This window comes from Mesorhizobium sp. Arg314 (genome assembly GCF_053714275.1).
Genome location: NZ_JBSKBP010000012.1, coordinates 95410 through 122038, shown reverse-complemented (window position 1 = coordinate 122038; position 26629 = coordinate 95410). Strand labels below are relative to the sequence as shown.

Genomic DNA, 26629 nt, shown 5'->3' with positions numbered 1-26629 from the left:
GGTGTTGAGAAGCGCTGACATTTTGTTCAAGGACGAAACCGCTGGCTCGTTGGTGGAAACGGCCAACGGCGGAACGCGCTTTGCCTACCATCCGGGCTGGAATAAAGGCGATATCGCCTGTTGCTTGCCTTCCACCCAGCGCGAGCACGAATGGCAGGGCGGTTTGCACCCATTCTTCCAGCACCTGGGGCCGGAGGGATGGCTTCGCGAGCAACAGGCCCGGTCGGCGCATCTCCTTGAAGAAGACGATCTCGGGCTGCTGCTTCGTTACGGCCGCGACTGTATCGGGGCGGTCAGCATCCGGCCGCCTGAGGATGCCGCGAAGCTTCCCGAAATCACCGAGGCAACGGCCACGCCCGGACGCACGGTCTCCGGCGTTCAAAGGAAGCTGCTCGTGACCAAGGACGAGGAAAGCAAATTCATTCCCGCAGCTGCTGCGGGATCCGCGCCCTACATCGCAAAATTCAATTCGGACCGGATAGACAGTCTCGTTCGCAACGAACTCCTGAGCCTGAGGTGGGCCGCAGCTGTTCTCGGGGAAAGGGACGTGACGGCATTCCAGACCGCTTTCATCGCCGCCGTCGACGAGACGGCGCTCATCGTCACCCGTTTCGACCGCAAAGCCAACGGTGAGAAGCTGCGTCTGGAAGACTGCGCCCAGATCCTCGGCAAACCAAAGGGACGGGACTATACCGGCAAGTATGATGCGGCCTATGAGGATATTGCTGCAATCATCCGCCGGCATTCTTCACGCGCGCCGATCGACCTGCTGAGGTTTTTCAGCCGGCTGATCGTGTTTACTCTGGTTGGAAACTGCGATGCCCATCTGAAAAACTTCTCCCTGCTGGAGACGCCGACGGGCCTGCGGCTATCTCCTGCCTATGATGTGGTCAATACCGCGCTCTATGACGGATTCGACCAGACCCTGGCGCTGTCGATCAGTGGCCAGAAGATCCATCTGGACGCAGCCAATCAGGCGACTTTTCGTGCTTTCGGCAGGGAGATCGGGCTTCCCGACAGGGCTGTCGACCAGACATTGAACCAGTTGAAACGCCAGGTGGAGAAGGCCGCGCCCATCATTCGCCCGCCTGAAGCCGAGGCGCCCGACGGTTTCGTCCACAGGTTCAAGGAGATCGTGGACAATTCATGCCTGAGAATACTGGAACCATAGTCCCGCTCGCGTGGCAGCGATTGGTAGAAGAGGCCCTGCGCCGTCGCAAGGCCGAAGGCCTGACGCAAAAGGAGCACTCAGCCCTGGCGGGTGTAAGCCATCCCACGATGGCGGCGTTTGAACGTGGCGAAACGACACTCACGCTCGCCAAGGCGCTCGACATTCTGCGCGTGGTAGGGTTGGTCGACGAGCCTTCCGAAGAAGATACCCAGGCTCGATTTGTGCGAGATGCGTTCGAACGCTGGCGTGAACTGGTCTCTCCGCTTCCGCAGGATTCGCCGGCGCGTTTTCCGAATGGCTGGTACCGGTTCGACTACTGGCTTGAGGGCGATCTCAAGACGCTGGAGCCGTCCACCTTCGAACTTGTCCTGCAAAAGGCCTTGGTCAGGAAGACGGGTTGGCCGCCATTCTGGATTCCGACGCGGGAAGCCATCAAACCATACGAGATCGATGGAATGATAGAATGCTGGCTTCCACCCGAAAGCGATGAGATCAAGCGCGGGCTAGGCGGGCCCGCATTCTGCGATTTCTGGCGGGCCGCGCCGTCGGGACAAATGTTTCTCATCCGCGGCTATCAGGAGGATGGTGAGGAAACATTCCCGGCTGGAAGCATCCTCGACACGACGCTTCCTCTATGGCGCATGGGCGAGGTTTTGTTGCATGCGCAAAGTCTTGCCTCGTTGCTGCGGAAAGGTCCGGATGCTTCCGTGGTAGTCCATTTCCGCGCCATGTTCACGGGGCTTACCGGCCGCGTCCTGCGATCGTGGGCAAACCCGCTCAACGACCTGATTGTCCAGGGCCACGCTGCGCGAAGCGACGAGGCGGTACTGGAGGCAAGGATCCCCGCCGATGCCATCGGGGACCGGCTGGCCGAGTGCCTCACGCCATTGCTTGCGTCCCTTTTTGACAGATTCGGCGTGGCCGGCCTCGCGCCAAACCGCGTCGAAGCCGAGGTACAGCGCTTGCTCAACAGCTCCGTCGGCAAACAAGGCGCAGCGACGCGGCTGCGCCCGGAACCGGCTGGGAAACAGAGGTGATCGAGCTTTTCATCCGTCACGCCGGCCTTGGGGAAGAATGAGCCGGTATCGCGTGGCGCAAAACCACGTTCCGCCCCGGGCGTCGACCGTGACGATGGTTGTCGTGACACGAGCGATGCCCTCAGCAGTGATCCGGTCGCATTGGACTTCTCTGCGCGGTCAGTCCATGAACTCGGCAGCAGCTGAATTGAAGTTGCCTCACCAGTGATCTGGGGGCTCACGATCTGGCATCTCTGCAATATTGTTGAATTGTTATATTCACTATAGACAACATGGATAGGATCGTGCCCGTACTGCCTGTCAGGGAGGTGATGACACAGTCATATTCTGCTTACAATCTAGGGGACTGCCGAATTTAAATAGGTTATTACAATGCATAGAATCGGCAAAGATATACAGCTGAGCGCGTCCGACCTTGTCGGTCACTTAAATTGCGGCCATCTGACGGCGCTCGACCGCCTCGTCGCCGACGGCGCGTTGAAGAAACCCTATGTCTGGGACCCGCTGCTTGAAATCCTTCAGCAGCGCGGCGCCCAGCACGAAGCCGCCTACGTCGATCATCTACGCGCCTCCGGGTTGGCGGTAACCCTCATCGAGGGAACAGGGATTGACCGGCAGGCTATGGCCGCTACGCTGGGTGCCATGCGCGCCGGCGCGCCGGTCATTGTGCAGGCTGCCCTGCGGATCGCTCCGTTCGCTGGGCGCGCCGACATTCTTCGCCGCATCGAAGTCCCCAGCAAGCTCGGCGCCTGGTCCTATGAAGTCATCGACACCAAGCTCGCCCGCGAGACCAAGGGCGGGACGGTTCTCCAGCTCTGTCTTTATTCCGACCTCCTCGCCGAGGTGCAGGGTCTCAAGCCGGAGTTTGCCTATGTCGTGGCGCCTCTGACCGAGTTCCGCCCGGAACAGTTTCGCCTGAGCGACTACGCCGCCTACTTTCGCTATGTCAGAAGCAGGCTTCAGGCCGCGCTTGATGCCGGCGAAAATGTCTACCCCGAGCCGGTGCCATATTGCGACATCTGCCGCTGGCGCAGGCAATGCGATCAGCGCCGGCACGAGGACGACCACCTTTCGCTGGTTGCCGGCATCAGCGCCACCCAGCGAAACGAACTCGAGCGCCGTGGTGTCGCAACGATGACGGCGCTCGCCGAACTCGCTCTTCCCCTGCCTTGGAAGCCCGACCGGGGTGCGACGTCCTCCTATGTTCGAATTCGGGAGCAGGCGCGGATCCAGATGATGGGCCGCGCCCACGGGAAGCTCCTGCATGAGCGGTTGCCGGTTGAACCCGGATTTGGCCTGTGCCGCCTTCCTGAACCCGACCATGGGGACGTCTTTTTCGATCTCGAGGGCGACCCCTTCGTTGGTGAGGGCGGACGGGAATATCTGTTTGGCTATGCTTTCCGGACCGGCTCGAGCGAGTTGAGCTATGTTGCAGACTGGTGCTTCACGCCGGCGCAGGAGAAGGAGGCGTTCGAGCGCTTTATCGACTTTGTTGCCGAGCGTCGCCAGCATCACCCCAATCTGCACGTCTATCACTACGCACCCTATGAGCCGGGTGCCCTCAAACGGCTCATGGGGCGCTACGCGACCCGCGAGGAGCAGGTCGATGCGCTGCTGCGCGGTCAGATCCTCGTCGACCTCTACGGGGTGGTCCGGCACGCGGTCCGGGCGAGCGTCGAAAGCTATTCCATCAAGAAGCTGGAGCCTTTGTTCGGCTTCGTCCGAGGCGTGGCGCTGCAGGACGCAAATCATGCGCTGAGCAAGGTGCAGGCCTGCCTCGAGCTCGGCGATCCGGCCGGCATCACCCAGGCCGATCGCGAAGTGGTGACCGGCTACAACCGGGATGACTGTCTCTCGACTGCGAGCCTTCGCGATTGGCTCGAGGGCCTGCGCGCGGGTGCCATAAGCGACGGCGCGGCCGTTCCGCGCCCGGCCCTCGTGCCCGAGGAAGCGACGCCGGAGCTCACCGCCCGGCAGGCCCGGATCGAGGCTTTGGCGGCGCGCCTGATGGATGACATCCCGGTCGACGCCGCTCAGCGGACGGCTGCCCAGCACGGCCAATATGTCCTTGCCAATCTCCTGGACTGGCATCGGCGGGAGAAGAAAGCCACCTGGTGGGAGTATTTCCGCCTTGCAGGCCTTTCGGTCGAAGAGCTGTTCGATGAACGGGCGGCGATCTCCGGCCTGACCTTCAAGGAGGCTGTGGGGGGAACGGCCAAGGCGCCGGTTCATCGCTATCAGTTCCCCGCGCAGGAGGCCGAGTTTCGCGGCGGAGAAGACTTGCGCAGCGTCGGCGGCGGGAAGTTTGGCAAGGTGGTGGAGGTCGATCTCGAAAACCGGTTGATTGACGTCAAGAAGCGGGGCGATACCGCTGCGGTTCATCCCGGCGCAGTGTTCGAACATGGCGACGTAGACAGCAAGGTGCTGGCGGAATCCCTGGTCAGGATCGGCGAGCATGTCGCCTTGCACGGCATATCCGGATCCGGACCTTTCAAGGCGGCACGCGATCTTCTGCAACGGCTGCCGCCGGATGTCGGCGGCGCTCCGTTGCGGAGGCCTGATGAGGCGATTGCGGCGGCCGCATGCCGCCTCGTCACGGCACTTGACGGCGTCCTGCCGATTCAGGGGCCGCCCGGCGCCGGCAAGACTTACACCGGCGGGCGGATGATCGTAGAGCAGGTTCGAGCAGGGCGACGCGTCGGCGTCACGGCAAACAGCCACAAGGTCATTCGCAACCTGCTAGACGCCGCGATCGAGGAAGCGGCACGGCAGGGGATTGATCTCCGGTGTGTGCACAAAGTGGCCGAGAAAATCCCGGACACCGCCCATATCTCGTTTTCGACCGACAACGCCCAGGCCCTGGGCGCAATCGGGAGAGACGCGCATGTCGTTGCCGGTACGGGATGGCTGTGGTCGCGGCCAGATGCTGTCGGCGCCGTCGACGTCCTGTTCATCGATGAGGCCGCGCAGATGTCGCTCGCCAATGTGCTGGCGATCTCGCCGGCCGCGACAGGCCTTGTCCTGCTTGGCGATCCGCAGCAGCTCGAGCAGCCGATGCAGGGCACGCACCCGGAAGGCGCCGACGTCTCGGCCCTCGAGCATCTGTTGGCTGGACTCCAGACGATAGGCGAGGAGGAGGGGTTGTTCCTTGACCAGACCTGGCGCCTGCATCCTTCGATCTGCGCCTATACCTCGGAGCTCTTCTACGAAGGCAGGTTGCATCCACGCCCCGGCCTGGAGAACCAGTCCATCCTGATGGACGGTCCGTTCGGCGGTGCCGGCCTGCGCTACATTCCCGTGCCTCATGCCGGCAATCAGAGCGTAAGCCCTCAAGAAGCGGACCGGGTAGGCAAAGTCGTTGAGGAAATCCTGAATGCAGGCGCGCGCTGGAGGGACCGTGAAGGGGTGGAAGCTCAGCTCAAGCTGGAAGACATCCTCATCATCGCTCCCTACAACGCCCAGGTCTTCGAGATCCAGGACCGCTTGCCGGGCGCACGCGTCGGGACGGTGGACAAGTTCCAGGGCCAGGAAGCGCCTATCGTCATCTATTCGGTGACCACCTCGAGCTATGCCGATGCGCCACGGGGCATGGAATTCCTGTACAGCGCCAACAGGCTCAATGTGGCGACGTCGCGGGCGAAATGCCTTTGCATCGTCGTTGCAAGTCCGAGCGTCTTCGAGCCCGACTGCCGGACGCCACGGCAGATGCAGTTGGCCAACGCGTTCTGTCGGTACCTCGAAATGGCGACGGTATTGAATGGCCAGCTTGTCACCAACCTCACTCAGGAGGGTCGAGAATTCGCGCAATGACAGCCGGCAGGGAAGCAATATCGAGGCGCTCGGCCAGCGCGACCTCGCCGAGCAATTCCGCGCTCAGATAGCGGTCGAACTTCGCGATCGCCGGCTTGGCTACCATCTGTGCGAGCTCCTGCGGTTCATGGGTGGGACCGGTCAGTATTGCCTGCAAGGCATCCAGCAGTCCCGGAGCGGAGCAGTCGTCGACCTCCAGGCGGTGTGAATCGGCTGCGACCTCGAAATTGTCGGCAAGCAACGCGACGGCAAGCGTGTCGAGCCTCCTGGTACCCACCCATGGGAAGACGTACACGCCGCGGCCGACCGGCACCATCGCGTTGCGGTCAAGCGACAAGTCGATGAATGCCTGTCGCGCATCCTCAAGCATGCGCCGCGCCATGGGGTCGAGATAGACTGGCACCATGGACCCGCTGAGCAGCGAGCGCATCTCAGCGACAACCGTGTCATGTACGCCGCCAAAGTCACCGCCAAACGTTGGCGGCAATGCCGCTGTCGTGGGCTCCACCAGGATCACGCGGGCCCTGTCATCGACGTCCTTGGCCCTCCAGCGCCGGCCGCTGAAGATCAGCGTCTGGCCCGGCGCCACGACGTGGTCGAGCGGAAGCACGCCAAGCTGTCTTGATCCGTGCAGCACACGATAGTCGAGCGGTGTTTCGAAGACGGCGTAGAATTCGTGCCCGTAGGTGAGCTGCTCACCGGCCTTGCCGAGCATGAGCTCGCCATCGCCGGACATCTCGATGAGCGCCGGGTCGGCGCTTGTCATGGAGCGCAGCAACTGCGCGTAGATATCGCGGCTCACCCTCCGGAAAGGTCCGCGCCCGCAAAGCACCTTGTAAGCGGTGGCTGCCCGTAACGGCCCCGCCTGAACGATCAGCGACAAGGTCTGATGCAGTAAGGTCGACAGATGCAGCCCGGCCGGGTCGGGCGGTTCCACCCAGCCCTTCAGCATGCATTCCACCATTGCGATCGCCTGGACAAGCTCCAGGCGTAGACGGTCGACCGGATGGCCCACTCTGTCCGGATCCTCCTCGATGATGAACATGCGCATGATGGCGGGATTGCCTGGCCGGCGGCCGGACCGTCCCAGCCGCTGGCGCAGCGACGAGACTGAAAAGCCTGGACCCAATTGGGCGACGGTCTCCACGTCGCCGAGGTCGATGCCGAGCTCGAGCGTCGAGGTTGCGATCGCGGTGCTCGGCCGGGCGCTTTCCCGCAGGCGCTCCTCGACGTCCTCGCGCTCGGCCTTCGCCAGATTGCCATGATGGGCGAAGAACTCGTTCGGCAGCCCTTGTTGCTCGCACATCTCGCGCAGCGCGTCGCTATAGGCTTCGACCCGCTGCCTGGAACCGGCGAAAAACAGATTGCTGCGCCCCCTGAGCAACCGGAAGATGTCACCGACAACGTCGCTGTGAACCGTCGAGGTGCCGGAAGACTGCGCCTGTTCGGCATCGGCCTCGACAGTCCGGACCGGCTTAGCGTAGCCGCGAACCTGCAACTTGAGGCCGTTGCCTTCATCTTTCCCTTCGACCAGGCGCACGCTGTCGCCGCCACCTGGTCGGAGAAAGTCGGCCGCTAGCCGCATGTCGCCCAGCGTCGCCGAGAGCCCGATACGATCGACACGATCAAGTCCGGCGGCGATCTCGATACGGGTCAGGATGGATTGCAACTGCATGCCGCGCTCCCGGCCGATGAAGGCGTGGAGCTCATCGATCACGATCGCCTCCAGCGCGCCGAACAACTGCGGTACGTCCGCCCCGCGCCAGATCAGAGTTGCTTCCAGGGATTCGGGCGTGATGATCACGATTCCCGAGGGCCGTGACCGGGCCCTTTGCTTGGCGTCTGACGAGACATCGCCGTGCCAGCGATGCAACGAGACCTCGCAATCCTCGCAAAGGCTCTCCAGGCGGCGATACTGATCGTTGATGAGCGCCTTGAGCGGACTGACATACAGGATGTCGAAGCCAGGCTTACGCTCAGTCCGCCGCAGGACGCGCGTCAACAACGGCAAAAGCGCAGCTTCGGTCTTTCCGGCCGCGGTCCGCGCCGACACGATGACGTCGCCACCTGGCAGGATGGCCGGAACGGCTTTGGCCTGCACGTCCCTCAGGCTCGACCATCTCTGCTTCCAGATCCAGCGCCGGACAGGCTCCGCCAGGCTCTCGAAGGCGGCGATGCCGTCAGAGCCGGAGGGTGGCAAGGTCGTCGTCAACGCCGTTGTCGTCGGGAAGGAAAGACCGGTCCGCCACCGCGCCGTTATCGGGAGCAATCTCCATCACGCCCAGCCGCTCGCGCCAGTTGCTCGAAGGGTTCTGCTCGAGCACGGCCAACAGATCGACGAAGGCCTTGACTGTGTTTCGCGGGGTCTGGAAGTAGGCCTCGCCGATCTTAGATCGACAATACTCAAGAAACGCCTGCAGGGCCTCATCCGGGACAAGGTAGGCTGCCTTGTCTCCAGCGGCGAACACGTCCCGAAGCCGCTCCAGAAGGTGCAGCAGCTCCTCGACAGCAAGGCTCTGCAGACGGATGACCGGGCCGCCCATGTCGATAAGGTTATCGGAGGCAAAGCTATTGCCGGCCAGGCGGGACTGCAAGGCCTCGTAGGAATATAGCCCCCGACGTGTATCGAGCAGAAAGTCCGGAGTGCCTCCGAACAGCAAGCCAAGCCCTTCCGTCGTTCCCTGCAGGCTGTCGTTGAACATGCGCAGGATCTGCTCGTAATTCTGCTTGCGGGCCTGCGCGTTCTGCAATTTGTAGAGGTTCACCATCTCGTCGAGGCACACCAGCAGTCCGGCGAAGCCTGCGATCCGCACAAATTTGGCCAAAAGCCGCAAGGCATCGTAAAAGGCCATGTCGTCGATGATGGTTCGCACACCGAGGTCCGCGCGGGCCTCCGTCTTGGTGGTGTATTCGCCGCGCAGCCAGCGAAGTGCTGCCTCCTGAAGCGTCTCGTTTCCTTCCTCGTAGCCCCGGGCATAGGCAGCGACAACGGCGGCAAAGTCGTAGCCCGAGACCATTTCCCGCAGCGGGGCCAGGCGGGAGTTGATCGCCTGCTCGATCGGCTGACCGGGTAACAGCTCGCCGGTCTGCGCGATGAACGTCTCAATGACGCTTCTCAGCGCTCCTCCGTCCGGCGCGGTTCGCGTTGCAAGGCTTCTCGCCAATTCTGCGTAGAGCGAGCGCGCTTGCCCGCCCGTGGCGTGGATGCGGCGATCGGGGCCGAGGTCCGCCTGGAGCACGACGAGCTTTCTTTGCAGGGCAATCTGGCGGACCAGAAACAGGAAGAAGGTTTTGCCGGCGCCATAGGCTCCAATGATGAAGCGGACCGAGGATCCGCCCGCGGCGATCCGGTCGATATCGCCGACTACCGCCTGGATCTCGCGCTGTCGTCCGACCTGAATATGTTGCAGGCCATGGCGCGGCACGACACCGGCTCTCAGGGCCTGGATGATCGTGTCGCGATCGCGTGGTTTGATCGTTGCCTTCTGGGACATATCGTCAAGCACTCTCAAGTATTGCTGCGCTATTGACCACAATCGGGTCGTCCCCTTCAAGGACGAGTTCGTCACAGCGATCGATCGACCAGTCGTTCAGCTTGCTAATGACGCTGCCAGGCATGAGGCCGGCCTGGCGAACCAGGCGGTCGAAGTCGCCGCGCGGCCATTGGCCTTGGGTGACCAATTCGTCGAGCAGGGCGCGATGTCGCTGATCGAGTTCGCCGTTGACTGAAGGCGCTGGCGCAATCTCTGCCGCCAGGCCTTCTTCCTCGTCGTCGAAAATCTCGCCAAGCAATGTGCTTGCCATGGCGGTTTCGGCCCGGATCGCCGCAAGGCGATCGGCATTCACGGTCTCGCCTTGCTTTCTTGGTTCGGATGGAATGGCGTGCTCTGTCGCAAGCTCGGGCGCGACCACCAAAGGAACGTCGTCGGCAGCACTTCTGGTGCTGTGCAGCTGATGATAGATGCCTGACGGATCGAGGCCGAGCGTCTTGGCCAGATGTTCGAGCACGGCCACCTCGCTCGAATCGATGACACCGTCGGCCGCGGCAACGGAAACGAGGCGCGCCATCAGGGTTGTCCGAAATGCCGCCGTCATTTTGCGCAAATGTTCCTTGAGGTCGGCCACGGCAAGCGGATTGGCCTCCAGCCACACAAGATCCGCGACCAGCCGGCGTCGCTCCTGGTCGCCAAGGCCGGGCGTCTCGAGGACCAGCCTAGACAGAAACCGGCCTTCGGCCTCGCTCAGTCGTCCGTCCGATTGGGCAATCACGACCCCGAGCGCCAAAGTCACGTAGGTGAGCCGATATTCCTCGCTGGAGTCTGCAGCGGCGGAACTGGCCGGATCCGCTCGAAACACCAGCACCCCGCTGCGGTCGGCCAGGATCTTGGGCACGAAATGCGGATCAGGAACCAGGCCGAACCCCCAGCCGTTCAGGCATCGCGACAGATCGCGCAGTCCGATCTTCGTGGACACGTCGGTCTTGAGGCCAACCAGCGCAAGCAGGTCCTTGAGGCCATGGATCTGGCGGCTGTCCGCTATTGTGTTGAGTTTCGCGAGGGAATCGGGCGCCACGGCGGCGGCCTGTCTGTGCCTCAAGCCAGGCGGAAGTTTCGACAATCCCAGCAGCGTGGTGGGGACGCCGTTGGCCTTGCCGATTTCACGGGAATACTCGTCGAGCTCGTCCGAAATCGACGCCAGGAGCCCCCTCGCGTAGCCGAGCGGCTGGGCCAACTGCGCAACGTCGGGAATGGCTTGTGCGCTACCGACGACCGGGACCTCGAACGTGCTGCTGGCTGCACGGTAATTAACCTCGAGGGCACGAACATTACGAGGCAAGGTAACCAACAGCCCATTCGGGTGATCCTGAACGACCCGGGCGCAGAAGCATTCGGCGACAAGTTGCGGCAGCCGTCGCACGGGGGCCTTCAGCCGCGTCTCTGGATGATTGGCAGCCAGGGAGAGCAGCAGCGCGGGTGGAATGGGTTGGCGCAAGCTTGCCCGGCGTCCGAGTTCGACCCTGTCGGCGATCGGCAGATCGCCGAGCCCAATGGCGGGCTCGCCCTCATGATCCGGCATGACTTCAAATGCACGTGCGGCGCCGATCAGTTCGGCGCTGTAGCGCCTGAACGATCGGTTCTCGCCATAGACCGAGATCAAGCGCGCGACTTCGACGAGCACGGCGGCGCGGTCGTCGATCGCCCGATCAAGCATGAGCCGGCGCTCCAGGCCGTAGAAATAAAGGAACACATAGCCTACGGGTGTCGCGGGGTTTGCGCGGTCGGAGGCCAGCCAGTCGAGATATGCCGCCCGCGACGAAGGCGACAGGCGTTCGTAAGACGGCCAGTAGTCCAGATACTGGCCCGAGACATCCGCGCGCGCGCCGACCTGCAGTGACGGTACGATCAGGCAGTTGTCGCGCTGCAGCCAGCCATTCTGCGGCTTCAACTGCTCACCAACATAAACGAGCCCTTTAGTCAGGCGACGGCCGCCAACTGTGACCTCCTGGTCGGCCGCGACCCATGCCGATGATCGACGCGGCTTCGCACCGGGAAGCAGGCTGGTCCATCCAGGCCTGGCTGCCTTGGCGTCGATCGGCTCATGCTCCAGCGTCCGGGAGCGCACAAAGGCGGAGACGGCAGCACTATGCTGGTGCAAGCTTGGCGCGATCAAGCCGCCAAGGTCCTGCCGCCCGCCGGTGTCTGGTTTGGAGGCAGCGTCAATGACCCCTGCCTTGGCCGCCTGAGCCTCAACCAATGCAGTCACCGCGGCGCTGTGCTGCTGCAAGCTTTGCGCACTCGAATGGCCGTTGCCTGCGGCCGGTCTGCCGCCAGGATCTCCATCGCTGCCTTTGGCTGGGGCAATGCCAGGTCCAAGGGCGTGGAATTGGCCGCCGGCCAGCTGGGACGCGACGAATTCAGACACTGCGTCGTTATGTCTCTGCAGGCTCGGGGGTTCCGAGCCACCGTCGTTACCAACCTTCGTGTTGACTCTGGCCTGAGGGAAACCAGCTGTGGTCGGAAGAGGTTGGCTTCCGACCGCCCGGGACACGACGAGCTCATTCACCGCCGCATCGTGTCTCTCCAGACCAGGAAGCGCCGCCGCGGTTTGGCTTGCTCCGCTGGCATCAGCGCCAAACTCAGCAACGATCGCTTGGACCAGTTCATTTTCGATCCTGTTGAATCGACCGCGTTTTCGATGGCCGCTGACATATTCGTCCACGGCAGCATTGTGCCGCTGCAAACTGGCGCTCGTCCCGGTGTGGCTTGAAACCTGGCTCGGTCGCTCTTTGCGTTGTGTCAGAGGCCGATTGGCCACTGGCGATGACGTGCCGGTTACCTGTTTTCGCGATGGTACCGAAGCGTGTTCGAAACTGGGTTCGACTCTGACCGGCTGCGCGCGCCGTCGAGCTCTGGATCGAGAAAACAGATAGATCCCCAAGGCCGACAATCCGAGAACGAACAACAGGCTTGCCGGCTTGGTGTCCTTGTTGTCGTTCGGCGGAAGAGGGGCGGCATTGTTGTTCGCAGACCTCTCGATCGGTCGTCGAGCAGGCGGAACGTCGGGCCTCACCGCATTTGCGTGGCCAGCACCGCCCGACGCGTCGAGAGTTTCCTGTTCGGGAACATCGTGGTTCGGTGTTGTGACCCCTTTGGGCAATGTCGGGACGATTGGTTCCGCTTTGGGCGGTGCGGGGACAGCGTCGGTCTTCTTCTCGGTGTTCACACCTCGATCGACCAAGTCTGGTGCGGTGGGCTTGGATATCGTCACCAGGGCTTTGAGCGTCAGGGCGTCCGGCTGGCCTGTCTGAGGCAGCCCAAGCCGCTTCTGCAAATCGGACATGGCGGCTGCCGAACGGCGCCCCCAGATGCCGTCGACGGCGCCAATCGGATAGCCGCGCTCAAGCAGGACCTTTTGAGCGATCCTGGCAGGCGTAAGTTCGTCGGCGGCCGCCAAGCCAGTCGTGATGGCCAAGGCGATAGCGAGGGCTGAAAGTCTCATTGCAAAGGCATGGCAGCAAAAATCTTACTTGGACAGAACTAACCATACACAATATCCACAACCTGTCGCCCGGTTGAAGGGCGCTGCGCGCGTGGCGGTCACAAATTCAACATAGATAGCCAGGTGTAGCCAAAGGATTCACGACGGGCGCGCAAAGCGATTGCGTAAATGAAGACGGCGATCGGCTGGGTGGCGTTGTTTCTGCCAGCCACGAGTGCCCACAATCCCCGCTTCGGTTCGAGCCTTTGGCCAGTCTTGCCTCGGCACGGATGTTTGCATCAGGCATGCATCCTTCAGGGGCATATTACGGAATTACAAATGGCCTCGGCCGGTTGGTCCATCAATACCGCCGGGATGGCTACATACGAAAGAGATTCGTGGGTGCGCAAAATCGCTGCGGCGATTATATCGCGACGATGGCGGGTCCTGAAAATGACCGCGATGTCTGCACCGCGCAGCCCCACGTTGAACCATGGCTTCCGGCTGGCCGGAGCCTACATGCATGGCGCTGGTCATTTCGTCGGCATGAGCGGCCGCTGGCTTGAAGAGGGCCAGGTTTCCTAAATGCTCTTTGCGGCGATGATCGCCGCAAAGCGGAATAATTGCAAACCTTCCGATGGTATGGTATTTAAAGTAATATCGATCTGCGGCGATCATCGCCGCAACAGACGATTTTCGGAAACAGATGCCCACGAACGCCACCCGACGACAATTGCTATTGAATCTTATCCCGGAAGGGTTTCCTGTCACGAAGCAATGGCTCTCGAGGCAGAATCCCGACCTTGTCCGTCACGCGGTCGACAATCTACTCAAGAGCAAACAACTCCACGCCCTCGCACCAGGGGTATATGTGCGGCCGGGTACACACCTGATTTGGCAAAGCGTTGTCTGCTCGTTGCAGAATGTCTTCATGGCCGATCTGGCTGCGGGAGGGCTGACAGCGCTTGAGCTTGCCGGTTTTGCGCACTTCCTGCCGCTATCTCGCCAACGAACGATACACTTGTATGGCAAGGACCCGTTGCCAGCCTGGCTTTCGGATGCGCTGCCCAGCGTGCAGTTTACCCGTCATAACCGCCTTGCCTCTCTTGGCGGCGCGGGCCTGATCTACCGGGAATACGATACACAGGAGCGTGTCCTGACCCAGGCAGACGCCCCGGGGCAGCGTGCCTCAGCGTGGCCATTTGCCATGTCATCGCCCGAGCGAGCTTACCTGGAAGTGCTGATGGATGTCCCCGGTACGATCTCGTTCGAGCATGCCAACCAACTGTTGCAGGGAATGACCACGCTCTCGCCGCGTCGCATGGAGCAGCTTCTGCGCAAATGCACCAGCGTCAAGGTCCGCCGGCTGTTCTACTGGATGGCCGAGCGGCAGGCATACCCATGGTTCAGCAAGTTGCCCGATCCTGAAACTCTCGATGCGCGTGGCCTTGGCAGTGGTAACAGGGTCCTGGCCAAGGGCGGCAGACTCGATACAAGATACCGCATAACGGTTCCGGAGGAGATGTGGACACCGCCAGCCCATACTACAGGCAAATCCGCCTCCTGACGCGCACTCTGCCGATCGTGGCGACGGAAACATCGTTCGCCCTCAAGGGCGGCACGGCAATCAACCTTTTCATCCGCGACCTGCCGCGCCTCTCGGTCGACGTAGACCTTGTCTATCTGCCGATGGACGATCGCGATGCCGCTCTCCGAAACATCGCCGACGCTCTTGGCCGCATCGCGGATGCAATCATCGCAGCCATGCCTGGCACTGAGATTGTCCGTTCCTTCGAAAACCAGCCAGATGCGCTGCGCCTCTTCGTCTCGCAGGGCGGCGACCGCATCAAGATTGAACTCTCTCCCGTCCTGCGCGGATCGGTCTTTCCACAAGAACTCCGCGAGGTATCGTCCACCGTTGAAGAGCAGTTCGGCTACGTCGAGATGCAGCTTCTATCAATACCGGACCTCTACGCTGGAAAAATCTGCGCTGCCCTCGACCGCCAGCACCCACGCGATCTTTTCGATGTCAAACTGCTGCTCGAAAACGAGGGGCTTACAAAAGACCTGATCAAGACCTTTTTAGTCTACCTTATCAGCCATAACCGTACGATGGCTGAGCTCCTGCAACCCACTCGCAAGGACATTGCAGGCATCTACGAAGGTGAATTCATGCGTATGTCCCAGGTTGAGGTCAGCCTTGACGAACTGCTGGCGGTCCGCGAACGGCTGATTGCCGGCATTAATGACGCGCTGACGGAGGACCAGCGTAGTTTCCTTTTGTCCTTCAAGGCCCGCCGCCCCGACTGGAACCTGCTCGGGATCGAAGGCGTCCAGAACCTGCCTTCCGTCCGCTGGAAGCTGCAGAATCTGGAACGCATGCCCGAGGATCGGCATCGCCGTGCCTATGCGGATCTCGAGAAGATCCTTGGCCAGGAACGGATCAAACCCGAAGCCGATGGCCCGAAGAAGCATTGATTGATTTCGGGAATTTGAATGTTATCGGGCGAGTTCTATTGTTCGGCGCTCCTCGCCGGGGCCGTCGGTCCTGCGTCCGAGCGCCGGAGAAACCGGCTCTACGGCGTGATGCAGCCCCCGGTGTCGACGGGGCTGACATGGCGAGCCTACGAAGCGGACCTTGATCACCTGATCGAGAATCTGCTCGATAGGCTCCAAAGAGGTGCATATCGGGCGAGCCCCGCACGGCGGCAATACATCCCAGAGCCGGACGGACGCCAACGCCCGCTCGCCATCGCCGCCCTTGAGGATAAATTGTCCAAAGGGCGACGGTCGCGGTGCTGAACGCGATCTACGGGAAGACTTCCTCGGGTTCTCGTATGGTTTCCGGCCCGGACGCGGCCAGCACGATGCGCTGGACGCACTCGCGGTCGGGATTGAAAAGCGAAAGGTGAACTTCATACTGGATGCCGACATCCAGCAGTTCTTCGATCAGGTCAGCCAAGAATGGCTGATCAGTTTCCTGAACCATCGGATCGGCGACCAGCGTATCATCTGTCTCATCCAGAAGTGGCTGAAGGCGGGCGTTCTGGAAGAAGGGATCGTCACGACGTCTGAACTGGGAACGGGTCAGGGATCGGTGGCTTCGCCACTGCTCGCGAACCTCTACCTGCACTACGTCTTCGACCTTTGGGCTAACCGCTGGCGGCAGCGATCAGCCACGGGCAATATGATCATCGTGCGCTACGCGGACGACATCGTGGTAGGCTTCGAACGAGAAGCTGACGCACACCGTTTCCAGATCTGTGCGGGGGGCGCTCAGCAATGAGCGTCCCTACCGCGATCGCCCCTTGGCGGCCCTTCTCTAATCGGCGGGGTTAGGTCAAGCTCTGTTCAGGCCTATTCCAGGACTGGAAGTGGCAAGGCCTTCGGCCGCAGTCGGCCCAAAGCGGCCAATCAGGCCGAGAGCAGAATTTGCTTCTGACCAGTTTACCCGAACAACGAGAAACTGCTTTTGTAAAGGATATATGCGGCAACGACCTAAATCAGTATTGCGAATAGCCTGTTGAGCAGGTTCTTGTAGACAGAAAGCCTTGTCGCCAGCAACATGCCCGCGACGCCACCAACCACGCCGCCGCCGATGAAATGGGCTATGCCCAATCAACGAGCCCGGAAGCCGCATAATTGATCGAGGTTGCCAATCCGAACGCTCCGACCGCCAGGAGCGATGAACCACGGCGCTGATCATAGGCATGCCGGTGGCGGCCATCAGACCGGGCACGATCAAGAACCCGCCGCCTATGCCGAAGAACCCGGAGGCGAGGCCAGAGACCAGTGCGACAGCGGTGGTCGTCACGCACATCTTGGCGTCAACGGGCCGCGGAGTGGCTTGCGAGACCTTACGTCCACGTAGCATCAGTGTCGCGATGGCGACCATAACGACGCCGAAGAGGAACAGTAGTTGCGATCCATCCATCGCCTTTCCGAGTGACGATCCGGCGAGCGCGCCGATCGATCCGATAGCAGCGAAGACCATGGCGCATCGCCACCAAATCTTGCCCTTTGTGGCATGGGATGCGAAGTTGACGAAGGCATTGACCGACACCGCCAGAGCCCCTGTTCCGATTGCGATATTGCGGCTGTGCCACCGCGACAAGTAAAGGAGGAGCGGGGTGGCGAGGATCGAGCCGCCTCCGCCGAGCAGACCGAGCATGAAGCCCACCAGTCCGCCCGAGCCGATCGCGGCAATGACGCTAGTGCTCATCTGGCTCGCCCCGCCCATCTGTCATGAACGATCATTCCGAGCACCATCGTCACGACGAAGACGATGACCTCAGCCTTCCCTAGCGCTAGCGCGGAGATCGCCGGGCCAGGACAAAATCCCGCAATACCCCAGCCGATACCGAACATGGCGGAGCCGACCACGAGGCGTCGATCGATCCCCCGCGTCCCCGGTAGATGAAACTCTGCGTCGAATGCCGGCCGCGCAAGACGGCGGGATACCACCACGCCTATAGCGGCGACGGTGACAGCTCCGCCGAGAACGAAGGCGAGGCTTGGGTCCCATGCGCCGAACACGTCGAGGAAGCCCTGCACGCGAACGGGATCCAACATTCCGGAGAACGATAGACCTAGGCCGAATATCAGACCGGAGGCCATTGCAGTTGCGAGTTTGGGAACACTATGCGTCATGACAAGTGCCTTCCAATGACGCTGACGGTCACGACACCCGTTGTCAGGAAGGTGACAACGGCCACCAAAGACCGCGACGACAGCCGTGCAAGCCCGAGAACGCCATGGCCGCTGGTGCAGCCGGAGCCCATCCGAGAACCGAAGCCGACAAGCAGCCCTGCGATGATCAGCGACGGCCAGGAGGCTGAGATCGTTGATGCGGGGGGCTCGCCAGCCATGAGGCGATAAAGGATCGGCCCGAAGATCAGCCCGACGACGAAGAGGGCGTTGGTCCCGATCTTCGATCCCTGCGCAAGTCTCGCGACAATGCCGCTGATCCCGGCGATCCGGCCATTGAGGAGCAGGAGCATCGAGGCCGAAAGCCCGATCAGCATGCCGCCTGCCAATGATGGAAGATATTCGTTCATTCGCTGTCTCCGCTGGCGCAGAAGATATCGTAGAGCGCGCCGACGAGCCGCTCCGCCTTACGCGCCGTCAATCTGTAGTAAATCTGCTTGCCTTCCCGGCGGGTTTCGACGATTTCGGCCTCCCGCAGCACGGTCAGCTGCTGCGAGAGATTGGGTTGATGGATGTCGAGCTTTTCCTCGAGTTCACTGACGGAATACTCGCTCTTGATGAGGGTGCAGACGATCATCAGCCGCATGGGATGCGCGAGCGTCTTCAGGAGTTCGGAGACCTCAGAAGCCTTGGCCTGCAAGTCGGTGAGGTCCACAATTCGCTTTTCGATTTTCGTGGAGTTCATGTCGTCACCATGCTGAGCCTTCCAGGGCGTCCAGAGGTATCTTGAGGTATCGCTTCCCATTGTCCTCGGACTCCGGCAGCCGCCCGCCGCGGATATTGACCTGCAACGAATGCAGGATCAGCTTCGGCATGGGTAGAGTCTTGTCGCGCTCGGTCCTGATCTTGACGAAGCTGGCGACATCGCGACCGACAATGTGCGGTTCTGCCGCTTCTGCTCCCCGACGGTGCTTTCCCACTTCGGCTGGCGTCCGTCCGGTTGATAGTCATGACCCGTGAACAGTCGAGTCTCCTCGGGAAGCGCCAGGATCGCCTGGATCGAGCTCCAGAGTTGAGTTGCGTTTCCGCCGGGGAAATCCTCGCGCGCCGTGCCGCTGTCGGGTCGGAAGATCGTGTCGTGAACGAAGGCGGCATCGCCGATCACGTAAGTCACCGAAGCCAACGTATGGCCAGGCGAGAACATGACGCGTCCTTTGATCGATCCGACTGTGAATTCCTCGCCATCGGCGAAGAGCTTGTCCCACTGCGAGCCATCCGTGGCCAGAGAAGGCCAGTTGTAGATGCCCTTCCATAGCTTCTGGACATCTACCACGCGTTCACCGATGGCAGTCGGCGCGGCTGTCTTGGATTTGATGTATGGCGCTGCCGAGAAATGGTCCGCATGGGGATGCGTGTCGAGAATCCACTCGACCTGAAGCCCTTTCGACGCGACGTATTCAAGGATGGCGTCGGCATTTTTCGTCGCCGTTGCTCCGGACTTCTCGTCGAAGTCCAACACGGGATCGACGATCGCGCACTTGCCCGTCGTGGGGTCGGAGACCACATATTGAACGCTCCAAGTGCGCCGATCGAAGAAGCCTTTCACCTCCGGTCGTATCGAATGATGACGTGAAAGCTACGTCTCCGCTGACGAAAGATCAAAACCGTGTTTCCGGCTGAACGCAAGGACATCACTATGCTCCATGCGGCCGTCGAGGACTTCGCCGATGACGTGGAGGAGCAGAGCTCGGGTCCCGGATTTGCAGTGGGCCAGCACCTTGCCTCCCGCATCGGAGCGAGCCTTCTGGAATGCACGTACGTCCGCTTCGGTGATAGACGGACCTGTAACCGGAATGAAGGTGTACTCCATTCCTACGTGACGAGCCGCATGTTTCTCCTTGGCATTGCCGGGCTGATCGGCGTCCTCGCCATCGGGTCGCACGTTGATGAGACTGGCGAAACCCTGGTCGCGGTAACGGCCGAAGTCATCGACCTCCGGCTGCGAAGTGACCCAAAGCCGTTCTGTTATCTGGGTGAGGGGCACTGTCTTCTCCTGATTCGATATATATTTATATATAATGTATAATGAACAGATAGCAAGATCCTGATGCATAATTTTGTCGAGGTATGGCCAGGTTGCGGTCCGGATGACCGTGGCCTCCAGCATGAATGCCCTTAGTAGGGCTGGCCATCCTTGTGCGTGTACTGCCACTTCCCGTCCGCATCCAACGCGGCTTTGAGGTCGTCGTTCGGATAGGTCCCTTCGTCTCCTGGGGTGCGGTCGCCCACCTCGAGGTAGACGACGTCGTTCAAGGTTCGATTCACGAGTTGCTTGCTGTGCCGATGCAAGAGCGAGGACTCTCCGCCTGGAGCGAGTTTGGCAAGGTTCACGCCAAAGTTCCTTAAACCGAACAAGTCGCCGAGTGGCCGTTTCTCCCGTTTTCCGATGCGGCTGAAGAATGGTTCCGGATACGTGGACGGCTTGGTCTGTGGCCGACGCCATGATCCACGCGCAGATTACCGCTAATGGCGCTTTCCAGCCGAAAGGGCTACGTCACAGAGGAGGCAATCTCTGTCTGCGTCCGGCTCGTCTAGCGTCCAGCGTCTGTCGCGGCCCGCGCTTCTCTTCGGGATCGGCGCTCGGCCCTCCCATGATGGGGTCCAGTGGATGATGTGGCCCAATCTATGCTGCATCCTGATGACGGATCATCGGAATAAACGCCGCCACGAACTCACATCACCATCGTCCGCGATGGACGTCTTCCGCCGCTACGCGGAACCTTGAATTTGAACCTCTATACCCTGTTTACGGCTTACGGCTATGCCGCCGCGTTTGCGATATTCTCCTTCTTCGCCCAGCGGAACTCCGAGCCATCCACCCACATGCGATGCATGACAACAGCGAGCCGGCGCGCCAATGCGACCCTGGCTTTCTTGCTGCCGTGCCGTTTGGCAATGTTCATGGCCCATGCCTTCAGCCAGCACCATTTCACTACGCGCGTCATCATCGACTGGGCAGCTTCGTAGAGCAGCCTTCGCATCATGGCATCCCCGCGTAGAGAGACGTGGCCGACGCGACTCATCTCGCCGGACTGTTTCAGTACGGGCGTAAGACCCAATATCGCTCCCACCGATCGAGAATGACGGAACCTGCTGGGAATATCGATCGTCGAGACATAGGCGAGCGAGACAATCGGTCCAACGCCAGGCACAGTCATCAGCCGCCTGCAAACCTCATCCTCCTTCGCCTCGGTTAGAACCCTCTTGTCGAGTTTGGCGAGACCTTTTCTCAACATACGTCGTCCAGCGAGCAGTGGCTCCATGATTTCCGCCCAGTTCAGCGTCGTGTTCGACGAGTTCGAGTATCCTTCGCTCGAACATGCCGCCCGAGGCATGGCCGACCTTCAGTCCGAAGTTGCGCAAGAGCCCGCGCATCTCGTTCTCCAGGTCGATCGCCTTTTCCTGCAGCAACGATCGGGCCGTTAACAAAGGCACGGCGCTTCTGGCTAGTGAGCGTCTTCACGTGCACGTCCTTGAACAGCCCGACCCGCATCATATGGGCGATGCCACGTGCATCGTTCCGATCGCTTTTATTCTGTTGAAGGGCATCCAGGAAAGCTTTGGTGTGCCGCGTCTCGATGCAAAATACCGGGAGGCCAGCTTTTGCCAGTCCTTCAAACAGCCATTGGGACAAGGGTCCAGCCTCAATGCCGACCTTGTCCAAACTGAATGCCGGATCACGCAGGATGGCAACAAGGTCTCCGGGGTGAGAGATCACCTTCCGTTCACGGCATACTTTCCCGTTTTCATCGACGATACAGACGCTGGTTTCTTTGACCGAGACATCGAGGCCGGCATAATGTTTTATGGCTGCGCTCCTCTGCATGATGGTTGTGCCTGTTCCCACAAGCTACTTTATCATCGGCAGTGCGGTTCAACCCCTCTCTCTGGACGGATAAGATGGGCACGAAGCCGATTAGCCCATCTATGCCGACGCTCCCGCAGTTGCGCGGTCTCGTCGCTACAGTCGGCCCCCCGCCTCCCGGCCCAGAAGGTCGGCGCAAGTGCCGACGCCCCTTGGGCTGCCTTGTATTCCTGTCTGCGGGCCTCCGTAAATTCGATTGCGAACCGCAAATCCCGCATTCCCACTTGGCTTCCCTGCAAAAGTAGAATGGCGACGGAGTCGACAATCAAAGAGGACGTCTCTATATACCGCGTGCCTTTGGCAAAGGGCGGGCGGTTTGTGCTACATTTTGTGACACCTATTGTGATACAAATACGTCGTCGGAATAGAAAAAAGAGAGCAATAACAATAGACTAGATTGCGTAGCTATCCCAGCCAACGGTACCACCATTCTTCCCCAGTAACTCATTGAAATAGCTACGAAAGACGCCAATTGCGGCGCGCCGATTTGCGGATTTGTGATACGTATTGTGATACAAATGCGGGCCTGATCGGATGGGACGCCGACGCGAAGAGGACGATCCGGACCGCTTCCTGCAGCTTCGAGCTGGCCGGTATCATTATCGCCGGCGTGTCCCCAAGGACGTTCTCGGCCTCGATCATCGAGGTCCTCTGCTGCGCCGAGCGCTCGACACCGCCGAAAGGGGAAAGGCCCGTACAGCTAGGGATCTCCACGAAGCAGCGGACAATGCGCTCTGGGCCTCAAATTCGTCTATCGGCCACTCGCTGAAATCCTGGTGGCCGATCCGCTCGAGATCGTGTTGCAGAGGGTAGAGAGTACCCTTAGTGCTTCCCCCAAATCTCCGGCTGTTGATGCCGTCCTGGGCAAGGTTGCTCGCCCGGACGACAAGATTTCCGACGCGTTGAAATTATACTTTTCGGAAATAGCCCGCGACGAGCTCCGCATGAAAAGCCCCGACCAGCGCAAGCGCTGGAAGGCCAAGCGCGAGATGAGCGTCAATGTGTTCATCGAACTGCTCGGCGACAAGCCGATGAGCGAGATCACACGAGATGACGGGCGAAAAGTCCACAAGCACTGGCTGGATCTCGTGTCACCGGAACAGGGCGCAGCCTCACGATCCGCTTCGACGGGCAACCGAAACATCGGCAACCTGCGTTCTCTCTATGACGGCTATTTCCGGCATCTCGGCTTTCCGGAACGAAAGAACCCGTTTGCTGATCTGTCATTCCGGGACAAGTCGAAGCGCACTCGGCCACCGTTCCCCACCGATTGGATACGGGACAAGATTTTCGCTCGAGGTGCGCTCGCCAGCCTTAACAGCGAAGCCCGCGGCATCGTGCTGGCCTTTGCCGAAACCGGCGCTCGACCCAGCGAGCTGGCCAATCTCCACGCCGGCGTCATTCATCTCGACACGTCGGTGCCCTACATCGATATTCAGCCACGAGACGACCCCGAGGATCCTTGCGAGATCAAGACGGAGTCGTCTGTTCGCAAGGTGCCACTGGTCGGTGTTGCCTTGGCGGTGTTTCAAAAGCACTCGAATGGCTTTCCGCGCTATAAGGACCGAGAGGCGGCGCTTTCAGCCCTGTTGAACAAGCATTTCGAGAAGCACAAGCTGTTTCCAACGGGCAAGCACACCGTCTATTCGCTGCGTCATTCATTCGAAGATCGCATGAAGAATGCCAGGCTCGGCGAAGAGCTTCGACGGATGTTGATGGGCCACACAACAGACCGACCGAAATATGGCGAGGGCGGTGACATGAAGATGTGGCAGGAAGAACTTATGAAGATCGTGCTGCCGTTCGATCCTGCGATCGTCTGACACGCTGGCGACGCTATATTATTGCAGTGACCCTACCCGCTGCATCGAGGCGGCAACCAACTCGCGCCTGCCGGACTTCGATGCCACCTTGTCTTGCGTAGTCTATTCGCACCTGGATCGGCGCCGTGAGTGCGCCTCGGCGTTGACGCAAGGCACCTGCGCTCACCGCGTTGACACGGACGGCGCCAAGCGGCGTCGCGGCGGACATGATCGCCGCGCGGCAGGCGCGCACCACAGCGGCTGGCGTACCGGGCTTCGCTTTCACTGGTGCCAGAGACCCAAAGGGATAGCCCTTGGTGACCCTCCCGGATCCAGATCTAGAAGGCTTGAGGACGGGCGGCAGGGCGATGGATTGCCCGGCGGTCCTGGCAGAGGCAGGAGCTGTCGTGGCTGCGGCCGGACTGCCGGGAGCGGTAGCCGATCCGTTCTCGGCGGCTGGATCTTGGCCAACACCGATACCCGTCGAAGGGCCTCCGCTTGTGTCACCGACATTGCCGCTGGCACTAACGCCTGCGTCGATTGTTCCGTTGCCGACCGAAGCTCCAACGTTTGCTCCGCCTACACCGTCGACGCTCGAACCCACCCCCACAGATACGCCTTGCGAACCGGCGCTCAATCCAGCCCCGACCCCGATACCGCCGGCCTTACCGCCCAGGCCTGCTTCAAGAGCGGAGGCGGGCCCAATTGTGATCCCGATCGTTAGCGCGGCTGCGACGTATTTTTTCATCGTCATACTCCCTGCGGGATACATTCGCTCACTCGTCTTCACTGGCCGGGTCGAGCTTTTTCGGTGGTCGCGTTGGGAGCAATGCGGCGGGAAGATCGATGGTTGTCAGCAGAGCAGGTTGCGGTGACCTTTGGACCTTCACTTTCTGTTTTTCGGTTGATTGGACGCTCGAACGCGGTAGCGTACTTGCAAGTGCACCCGTGGGGGTACGTACTTTCGGCGCGCGCTCCACAGCCGCAGTGCGAGGCTTACGCTTGACAGTGTCAATCGCCTCGCGCGCGGCACCGAAGCTGCGCGCGAGGCGGGCAGCCCTTTCACGCTCTTGGTCCAGCGCCGCACTCAACTCTATCGAGTTCTGCTTCAAAGCGTCGCGTTCCTTGCGAACAATGTCGAGGTCACGTATGGCCGAATCTGCTCGTTTGCGTTCCAGTTCGCTTGCTTCTCCAGCTTGCTTTAGAGCGGCCTCGGCCACCTGTCGGTCCTTTATGGCGTTGGTGTGCTCGACCGCAGCCAGATTTGCGCCTGTCTTAAGTGCATCCATAGTTCGGCGAGCCGTGGTGAGTTCTTGTTCCAAGAGCTCAACCTTGTGCCGCTCGTCATCAAGCGCTTGCTTCGCAGCAGCTTCGGAGGCCGCCATAGCGGGGGGCGCTCCAATCGCGGCCGCCTGGCTGTTCCAGAGTCTGGCCTCGGCCATCAAACTTTCGATAACGCGCTGCGCCGTCTCCAGATCGAGCGCGAGCGCTTCGTCTGTTCGCTGCTGCTCTTTTAAGGCTTGTGCTTGCTTGGCTGCCAGGGCGCTTGCCTCACGTGCGCCGCGCTGCATAATTTCCAGATCCGCCCGTGCTGCGGCCAATTCGCGGCGTAAAGCCTCCTTATGCTCGCTGGGCGGGGTTTGTGCGCCGTCCCTGAGTGCGTGTGCATCACAGAGCACCGGCTTTCCAGATACACGGGACGGGCTGGGTTGCGCCTTGCCCGCTTCCTTCCCGATATCGGCGTGTTCCGTCGTCACAACCGACAAGCCGTCGTTGGCCGCGGCAACCGCTGACACTTTTGGCGCCGACTGACTATTTGCCGGAGACGCCAACAGCAGAACGAGGCATGCCGGAACGAGGAACAGTATGGCGTTACACCCCCTGCCATGTATCCCGTGAAGCAAAATCAAAGGCTGTCGTTTAAGAAAGGTGAAATCACAGCGGAGACATGCCGACCTAGTACTATGCAGATGATTCATCGCTGAACCTCACCGGACCGCGGCCCTCACCGCTATTGTTTTCTCCACCTACCGCACGCCGTGGCGCTGGATGCCGCACCAAAAGATCAATACTAGTAACCACCCTCGGCAACGCCGAGCACCGAATGAGGCGTAGAGGCTATCTCCTGTTTTCTAATTTTGCCATCATCAGTTTGACGTAGACGGCTATCGCATGCGGATCCCGAGTTCCTCAATATCGCCGCTTTATCCAGCCGGCCCGGCCGCCGGCGTCCTCGATCTCGGCAATCCGCCGCGCGATGCCGGTGACATCATGAAGGACGGTAATCCGCAGATGGCCGGCCTCGCGCAGACCGGCCTCGATGATCGAGGCACGGATGCGATTTTCATCGATCACCAGGACGCGTCTACCGAGATTCGGAATGTCTGGAATTTTCAGGCCACGCCCCGCCGAACTGGCTTGCGGCCATCAGCCGCGAACACCGCGCTTGCCTCGCTGACGATAGAGACATGATCCCTGGCGGCTCTGCCCGCAGCGACGCCGTCTCCGCGCATGATTGCGGTGACGATTAGGTCGTGTTCCTGCCAGGATTTGGCCAGCCGTCCGGGCAGCATGAACTGAGCGCGCCGGAAGGGCGCCAACCGACTGCGGGTCATGACGGTGAGATCGTGGATATGCTCGTTGTGGGCGCCGCGATAGAGCCGGCTGTGGAACTCAGTGTTGAAATGCTCGTAATCCTCCTCGGCGCCCAGTTGCACCATCCGCGCCGAAGCCTGGTGCTCGATCTCGAGCCCGCGTCGCTCGCTGCTGGTCATGCGCTCGGCCGAGAAGCGCGCGCAAATCGCTTCCAGTTCGGCCATGCTCTCGAACATCGAGGCGAGATGCACCTGCGTCACGACAGCGACGATAGCGCCCCGGTTGGGCCGCCTTTCGACCAGGCCCATGGCGCTGAGCTGGCCGAGCGCCTCCCTGACTGGGGTGCGTGATACGTCGAAACGGGCGGCGAGCGAGGTCTCGTCCAGCTTTTCGCCTGGGCGCAGGTAGCCGGTGACGATCCGGTCGCCGATCGCCCTCACCATCTGATCCACGGTCGTGCCCGACCTGATCAAGCTGCGCTTCCCCGACAAAGTTTCCTCCATCCCGTCTTCTCGTAGAGCGGCCGACCCGTTAGGCCCTTCGACTCGGTTTGACCTCTATGCCTCTATTTTAATCTGACTGTCAAACTGGCTGGTTTCAAGGCAGAAAGTGCATGCAATTGCCTCCGGTATGAGCACAAGCCTTCGATACAATAACTGATTTT

General features: G+C 60.9%; 18 protein-coding genes and 4 pseudogenes. 9 read left to right on the top strand and 13 right to left on the bottom strand.

Translation table 11 applies throughout. From position 1 onward, the window contains the following. Positions 1-22: 22 nt before the first annotated feature. The 3 genes from ACWGS9_RS15420 to ACWGS9_RS15410 all read left to right on the top strand — a co-directional run bounded on the left by ACWGS9_RS15420 (position 23) and on the right by ACWGS9_RS15410 (position 6018). Positions 23-1171 carry a type II toxin-antitoxin system HipA family toxin gene (locus ACWGS9_RS15420; RefSeq protein WP_454506060.1) on the top strand — a complete coding sequence of 383 codons (1149 nt, stop codon included), beginning with the start codon at positions 23-25 and terminating at the stop codon, positions 1169-1171. Beyond that, positions 1147-2208, top strand: a complete 1062-nt coding sequence (locus ACWGS9_RS15415) for a helix-turn-helix domain-containing protein (RefSeq protein ID WP_454506059.1) — start codon at positions 1147-1149, stop codon at positions 2206-2208. The genes ACWGS9_RS15420 and ACWGS9_RS15415 overlap by 25 nt, the downstream gene beginning before the upstream one ends. Positions 2209-2580: 372 nt before the next feature. Next, entirely contained in the window at positions 2581-6018 is a 3438-nt protein-coding gene (locus ACWGS9_RS15410) for a TM0106 family RecB-like putative nuclease (RefSeq protein WP_454506058.1), read from the top strand. Here ACWGS9_RS15410 and ACWGS9_RS15405 read toward each other — a convergent pair. The 3 genes from ACWGS9_RS15405 to ACWGS9_RS15395 are packed head-to-tail and all read right to left on the bottom strand — an operon-like array spanning position 5987 to position 12990. Then, positions 5987-8230 (bottom strand): DEAD/DEAH box helicase, encoded by a 2244-nt coding sequence (locus ACWGS9_RS15405; protein WP_454506057.1) that lies wholly within the window; start codon positions 8228-8230, stop codon positions 5987-5989. The genes ACWGS9_RS15410 and ACWGS9_RS15405 overlap by 32 nt on opposite strands. Then, positions 8199-9512 carry an ATP-binding protein gene (locus tag ACWGS9_RS15400; protein ID WP_454506056.1) on the bottom strand — a complete coding sequence of 438 codons (1314 nt, stop codon included), beginning with the start codon at positions 9510-9512 and terminating at the stop codon, positions 8199-8201. The genes ACWGS9_RS15405 and ACWGS9_RS15400 overlap by 32 nt, the downstream gene beginning before the upstream one ends. 4 nt (positions 9513-9516) lie before the next feature. Further along, the gene (locus ACWGS9_RS15395; RefSeq protein WP_454506055.1) at positions 9517-12990 is read right to left on the bottom strand and encodes a TerB N-terminal domain-containing protein; all 3474 of its coding nucleotides are present in this window, start codon (positions 12988-12990) and stop codon (positions 9517-9519) included. Between the two features lie 195 nt (positions 12991-13185). Here ACWGS9_RS15395 and ACWGS9_RS15390 point away from each other — a divergent pair, with 195 nt between their 5' ends. From ACWGS9_RS15390 to ACWGS9_RS15375, 4 genes are all read left to right on the top strand, one after another. Further along, positions 13186-13581, top strand: coding sequence for a hypothetical protein (locus tag ACWGS9_RS15390; protein WP_454506054.1), 396 nt, complete (start codon positions 13186-13188; stop codon positions 13579-13581). A gap of 121 nt (positions 13582-13702) precedes the next feature. Further along, positions 13703-14563 (top strand): type IV toxin-antitoxin system AbiEi family antitoxin domain-containing protein, encoded by an 861-nt coding sequence (locus ACWGS9_RS15385; protein WP_454506053.1) that lies wholly within the window; start codon positions 13703-13705, stop codon positions 14561-14563. Continuing rightward, positions 14521-15474 (top strand): nucleotidyl transferase AbiEii/AbiGii toxin family protein, encoded by a 954-nt coding sequence (locus tag ACWGS9_RS15380; RefSeq protein ID WP_454506052.1) that lies wholly within the window; start codon positions 14521-14523, stop codon positions 15472-15474. The genes ACWGS9_RS15385 and ACWGS9_RS15380 overlap by 43 nt, the downstream gene beginning before the upstream one ends. A gap of 202 nt (positions 15475-15676) precedes the next feature. After that, positions 15677-16282: a reverse transcriptase domain-containing protein gene (locus ACWGS9_RS15375; RefSeq protein WP_454506051.1), complete on the top strand. Its 606-nt coding sequence runs from the start codon at positions 15677-15679 to the stop codon at positions 16280-16282. A gap of 212 nt (positions 16283-16494) precedes the next feature. On the opposite strand, the pseudogene ACWGS9_RS15370 reads toward ACWGS9_RS15375, so the two are convergent. From ACWGS9_RS15370 to ACWGS9_RS15340, 7 genes and pseudogenes are all read right to left on the bottom strand, one after another. Continuing rightward, positions 16495-17218, bottom strand: a pseudogene (locus ACWGS9_RS15370) (sulfite exporter TauE/SafE family protein). Next, the gene (locus ACWGS9_RS15365) at positions 17215-17646 is read right to left on the bottom strand and encodes a DUF6691 family protein (RefSeq protein ID WP_454506050.1); all 432 of its coding nucleotides are present in this window, start codon (positions 17644-17646) and stop codon (positions 17215-17217) included. Before ACWGS9_RS15365 ends, ACWGS9_RS15370 begins: the two are co-directional and overlap by 4 nt. Further along, positions 17643-18053 (bottom strand): YeeE/YedE family protein, encoded by a 411-nt coding sequence (locus ACWGS9_RS15360; RefSeq protein ID WP_454506049.1) that lies wholly within the window; start codon positions 18051-18053, stop codon positions 17643-17645. The genes ACWGS9_RS15365 and ACWGS9_RS15360 overlap by 4 nt, the downstream gene beginning before the upstream one ends. Further along, entirely contained in the window at positions 18050-18388 is a 339-nt protein-coding gene (gene bigR, locus ACWGS9_RS15355; RefSeq protein ID WP_454506048.1) for a sulfite-sensing transcriptional repressor BigR, read from the bottom strand. The genes ACWGS9_RS15360 and bigR overlap by 4 nt, the downstream gene beginning before the upstream one ends. A 4-nt stretch (positions 18389-18392) precedes the next feature. Continuing rightward, positions 18393-19687, bottom strand: a pseudogene (gene blh / locus ACWGS9_RS15350) (bifunctional sulfur transferase/dioxygenase Blh). 131 nt (positions 19688-19818) lie between these two features. Beyond that, on the bottom strand, positions 19819-20034 hold the full coding sequence (locus tag ACWGS9_RS15345) for a cupin domain-containing protein (RefSeq protein ID WP_454506047.1): 216 nt from the start codon (positions 20032-20034) through the stop codon (positions 19819-19821). 428 nt (positions 20035-20462) lie between these two features. Next, positions 20463-21511: pseudogene (locus ACWGS9_RS15340) on the bottom strand (IS110 family RNA-guided transposase). A 591-nt stretch (positions 21512-22102) separates the two neighbouring features. Between ACWGS9_RS15340 and ACWGS9_RS15335 the strand changes: the two are divergent. Then, on the top strand, positions 22103-22381 hold the full coding sequence (locus ACWGS9_RS15335; RefSeq protein ID WP_454506046.1) for a DUF6538 domain-containing protein: 279 nt from the start codon (positions 22103-22105) through the stop codon (positions 22379-22381). Next, positions 22345-23391: an integrase gene (locus tag ACWGS9_RS15330; RefSeq protein WP_454506045.1), complete on the top strand. Its 1047-nt coding sequence runs from the start codon at positions 22345-22347 to the stop codon at positions 23389-23391. Before ACWGS9_RS15335 ends, ACWGS9_RS15330 begins: the two co-directional genes overlap by 37 nt. Positions 23392-24146: 755 nt before the next feature. On the opposite strand, the gene ACWGS9_RS15325 is transcribed toward ACWGS9_RS15330, so the two are convergent. The 3 genes and pseudogenes from ACWGS9_RS15325 to ACWGS9_RS15315 all read right to left on the bottom strand — a co-directional run bounded on the left by ACWGS9_RS15325 (position 24147) and on the right by ACWGS9_RS15315 (position 26468). Next, entirely contained in the window at positions 24147-25166 is a 1020-nt protein-coding gene (locus ACWGS9_RS15325) for a coiled-coil domain-containing protein (RefSeq protein ID WP_454506044.1), read from the bottom strand. 436 nt (positions 25167-25602) lie between these two features. Beyond that, positions 25603-25752: pseudogene (locus ACWGS9_RS15320) on the bottom strand (two-component system response regulator); the annotation flags it as partial. 11 nt (positions 25753-25763) lie between these two features. Then, entirely contained in the window at positions 25764-26468 is a 705-nt protein-coding gene (locus ACWGS9_RS15315) for a GntR family transcriptional regulator (RefSeq protein WP_454506043.1), read from the bottom strand. Positions 26469-26629 lie beyond the last annotated feature (161 nt).

What these genes read in the sequence shown, in the direction of transcription:
- ACWGS9_RS15390 (WP_454506054.1), top strand. Translation starts at nt 13,186, where the DNA reads ATGAAGACGGCGATCGGCTGGGTGGCGTTGTTTCTGCCAGCCACGAGT.
- ACWGS9_RS15335 (WP_454506046.1), top strand. Translation starts at nt 22,103, where the DNA reads ATGGGACGCCGACGCGAAGAGGACGATCCGGACCGCTTCCTGCAGCTT.
- ACWGS9_RS15415 (WP_454506059.1), top strand. Translation starts at nt 1,147, where the DNA reads ATGCCTGAGAATACTGGAACCATAGTCCCGCTCGCGTGGCAGCGATTG.
- ACWGS9_RS15360 (WP_454506049.1), bottom strand. Translation starts at nt 18,053, where the DNA reads ATGAACGAATATCTTCCATCATTGGCAGGCGGCATGCTGATCGGGCTT.
- ACWGS9_RS15410 (WP_454506058.1), top strand. Translation starts at nt 2,581, where the DNA reads ATGCATAGAATCGGCAAAGATATACAGCTGAGCGCGTCCGACCTTGTC.
- ACWGS9_RS15385 (WP_454506053.1), top strand. Translation starts at nt 13,703, where the DNA reads ATGCCCACGAACGCCACCCGACGACAATTGCTATTGAATCTTATCCCG.
- ACWGS9_RS15400 (WP_454506056.1), bottom strand. Translation starts at nt 9,512, where the DNA reads ATGTCCCAGAAGGCAACGATCAAACCACGCGATCGCGACACGATCATC.
- ACWGS9_RS15315 (WP_454506043.1), bottom strand. Translation starts at nt 26,468, where the DNA reads ATGGAGGAAACTTTGTCGGGGAAGCGCAGCTTGATCAGGTCGGGCACG.
- bigR (WP_454506048.1), bottom strand. Translation starts at nt 18,388, where the DNA reads ATGAACTCCACGAAAATCGAAAAGCGAATTGTGGACCTCACCGACTTG.
- ACWGS9_RS15365 (WP_454506050.1), bottom strand. Translation starts at nt 17,646, where the DNA reads ATGACGCATAGTGTTCCCAAACTCGCAACTGCAATGGCCTCCGGTCTG.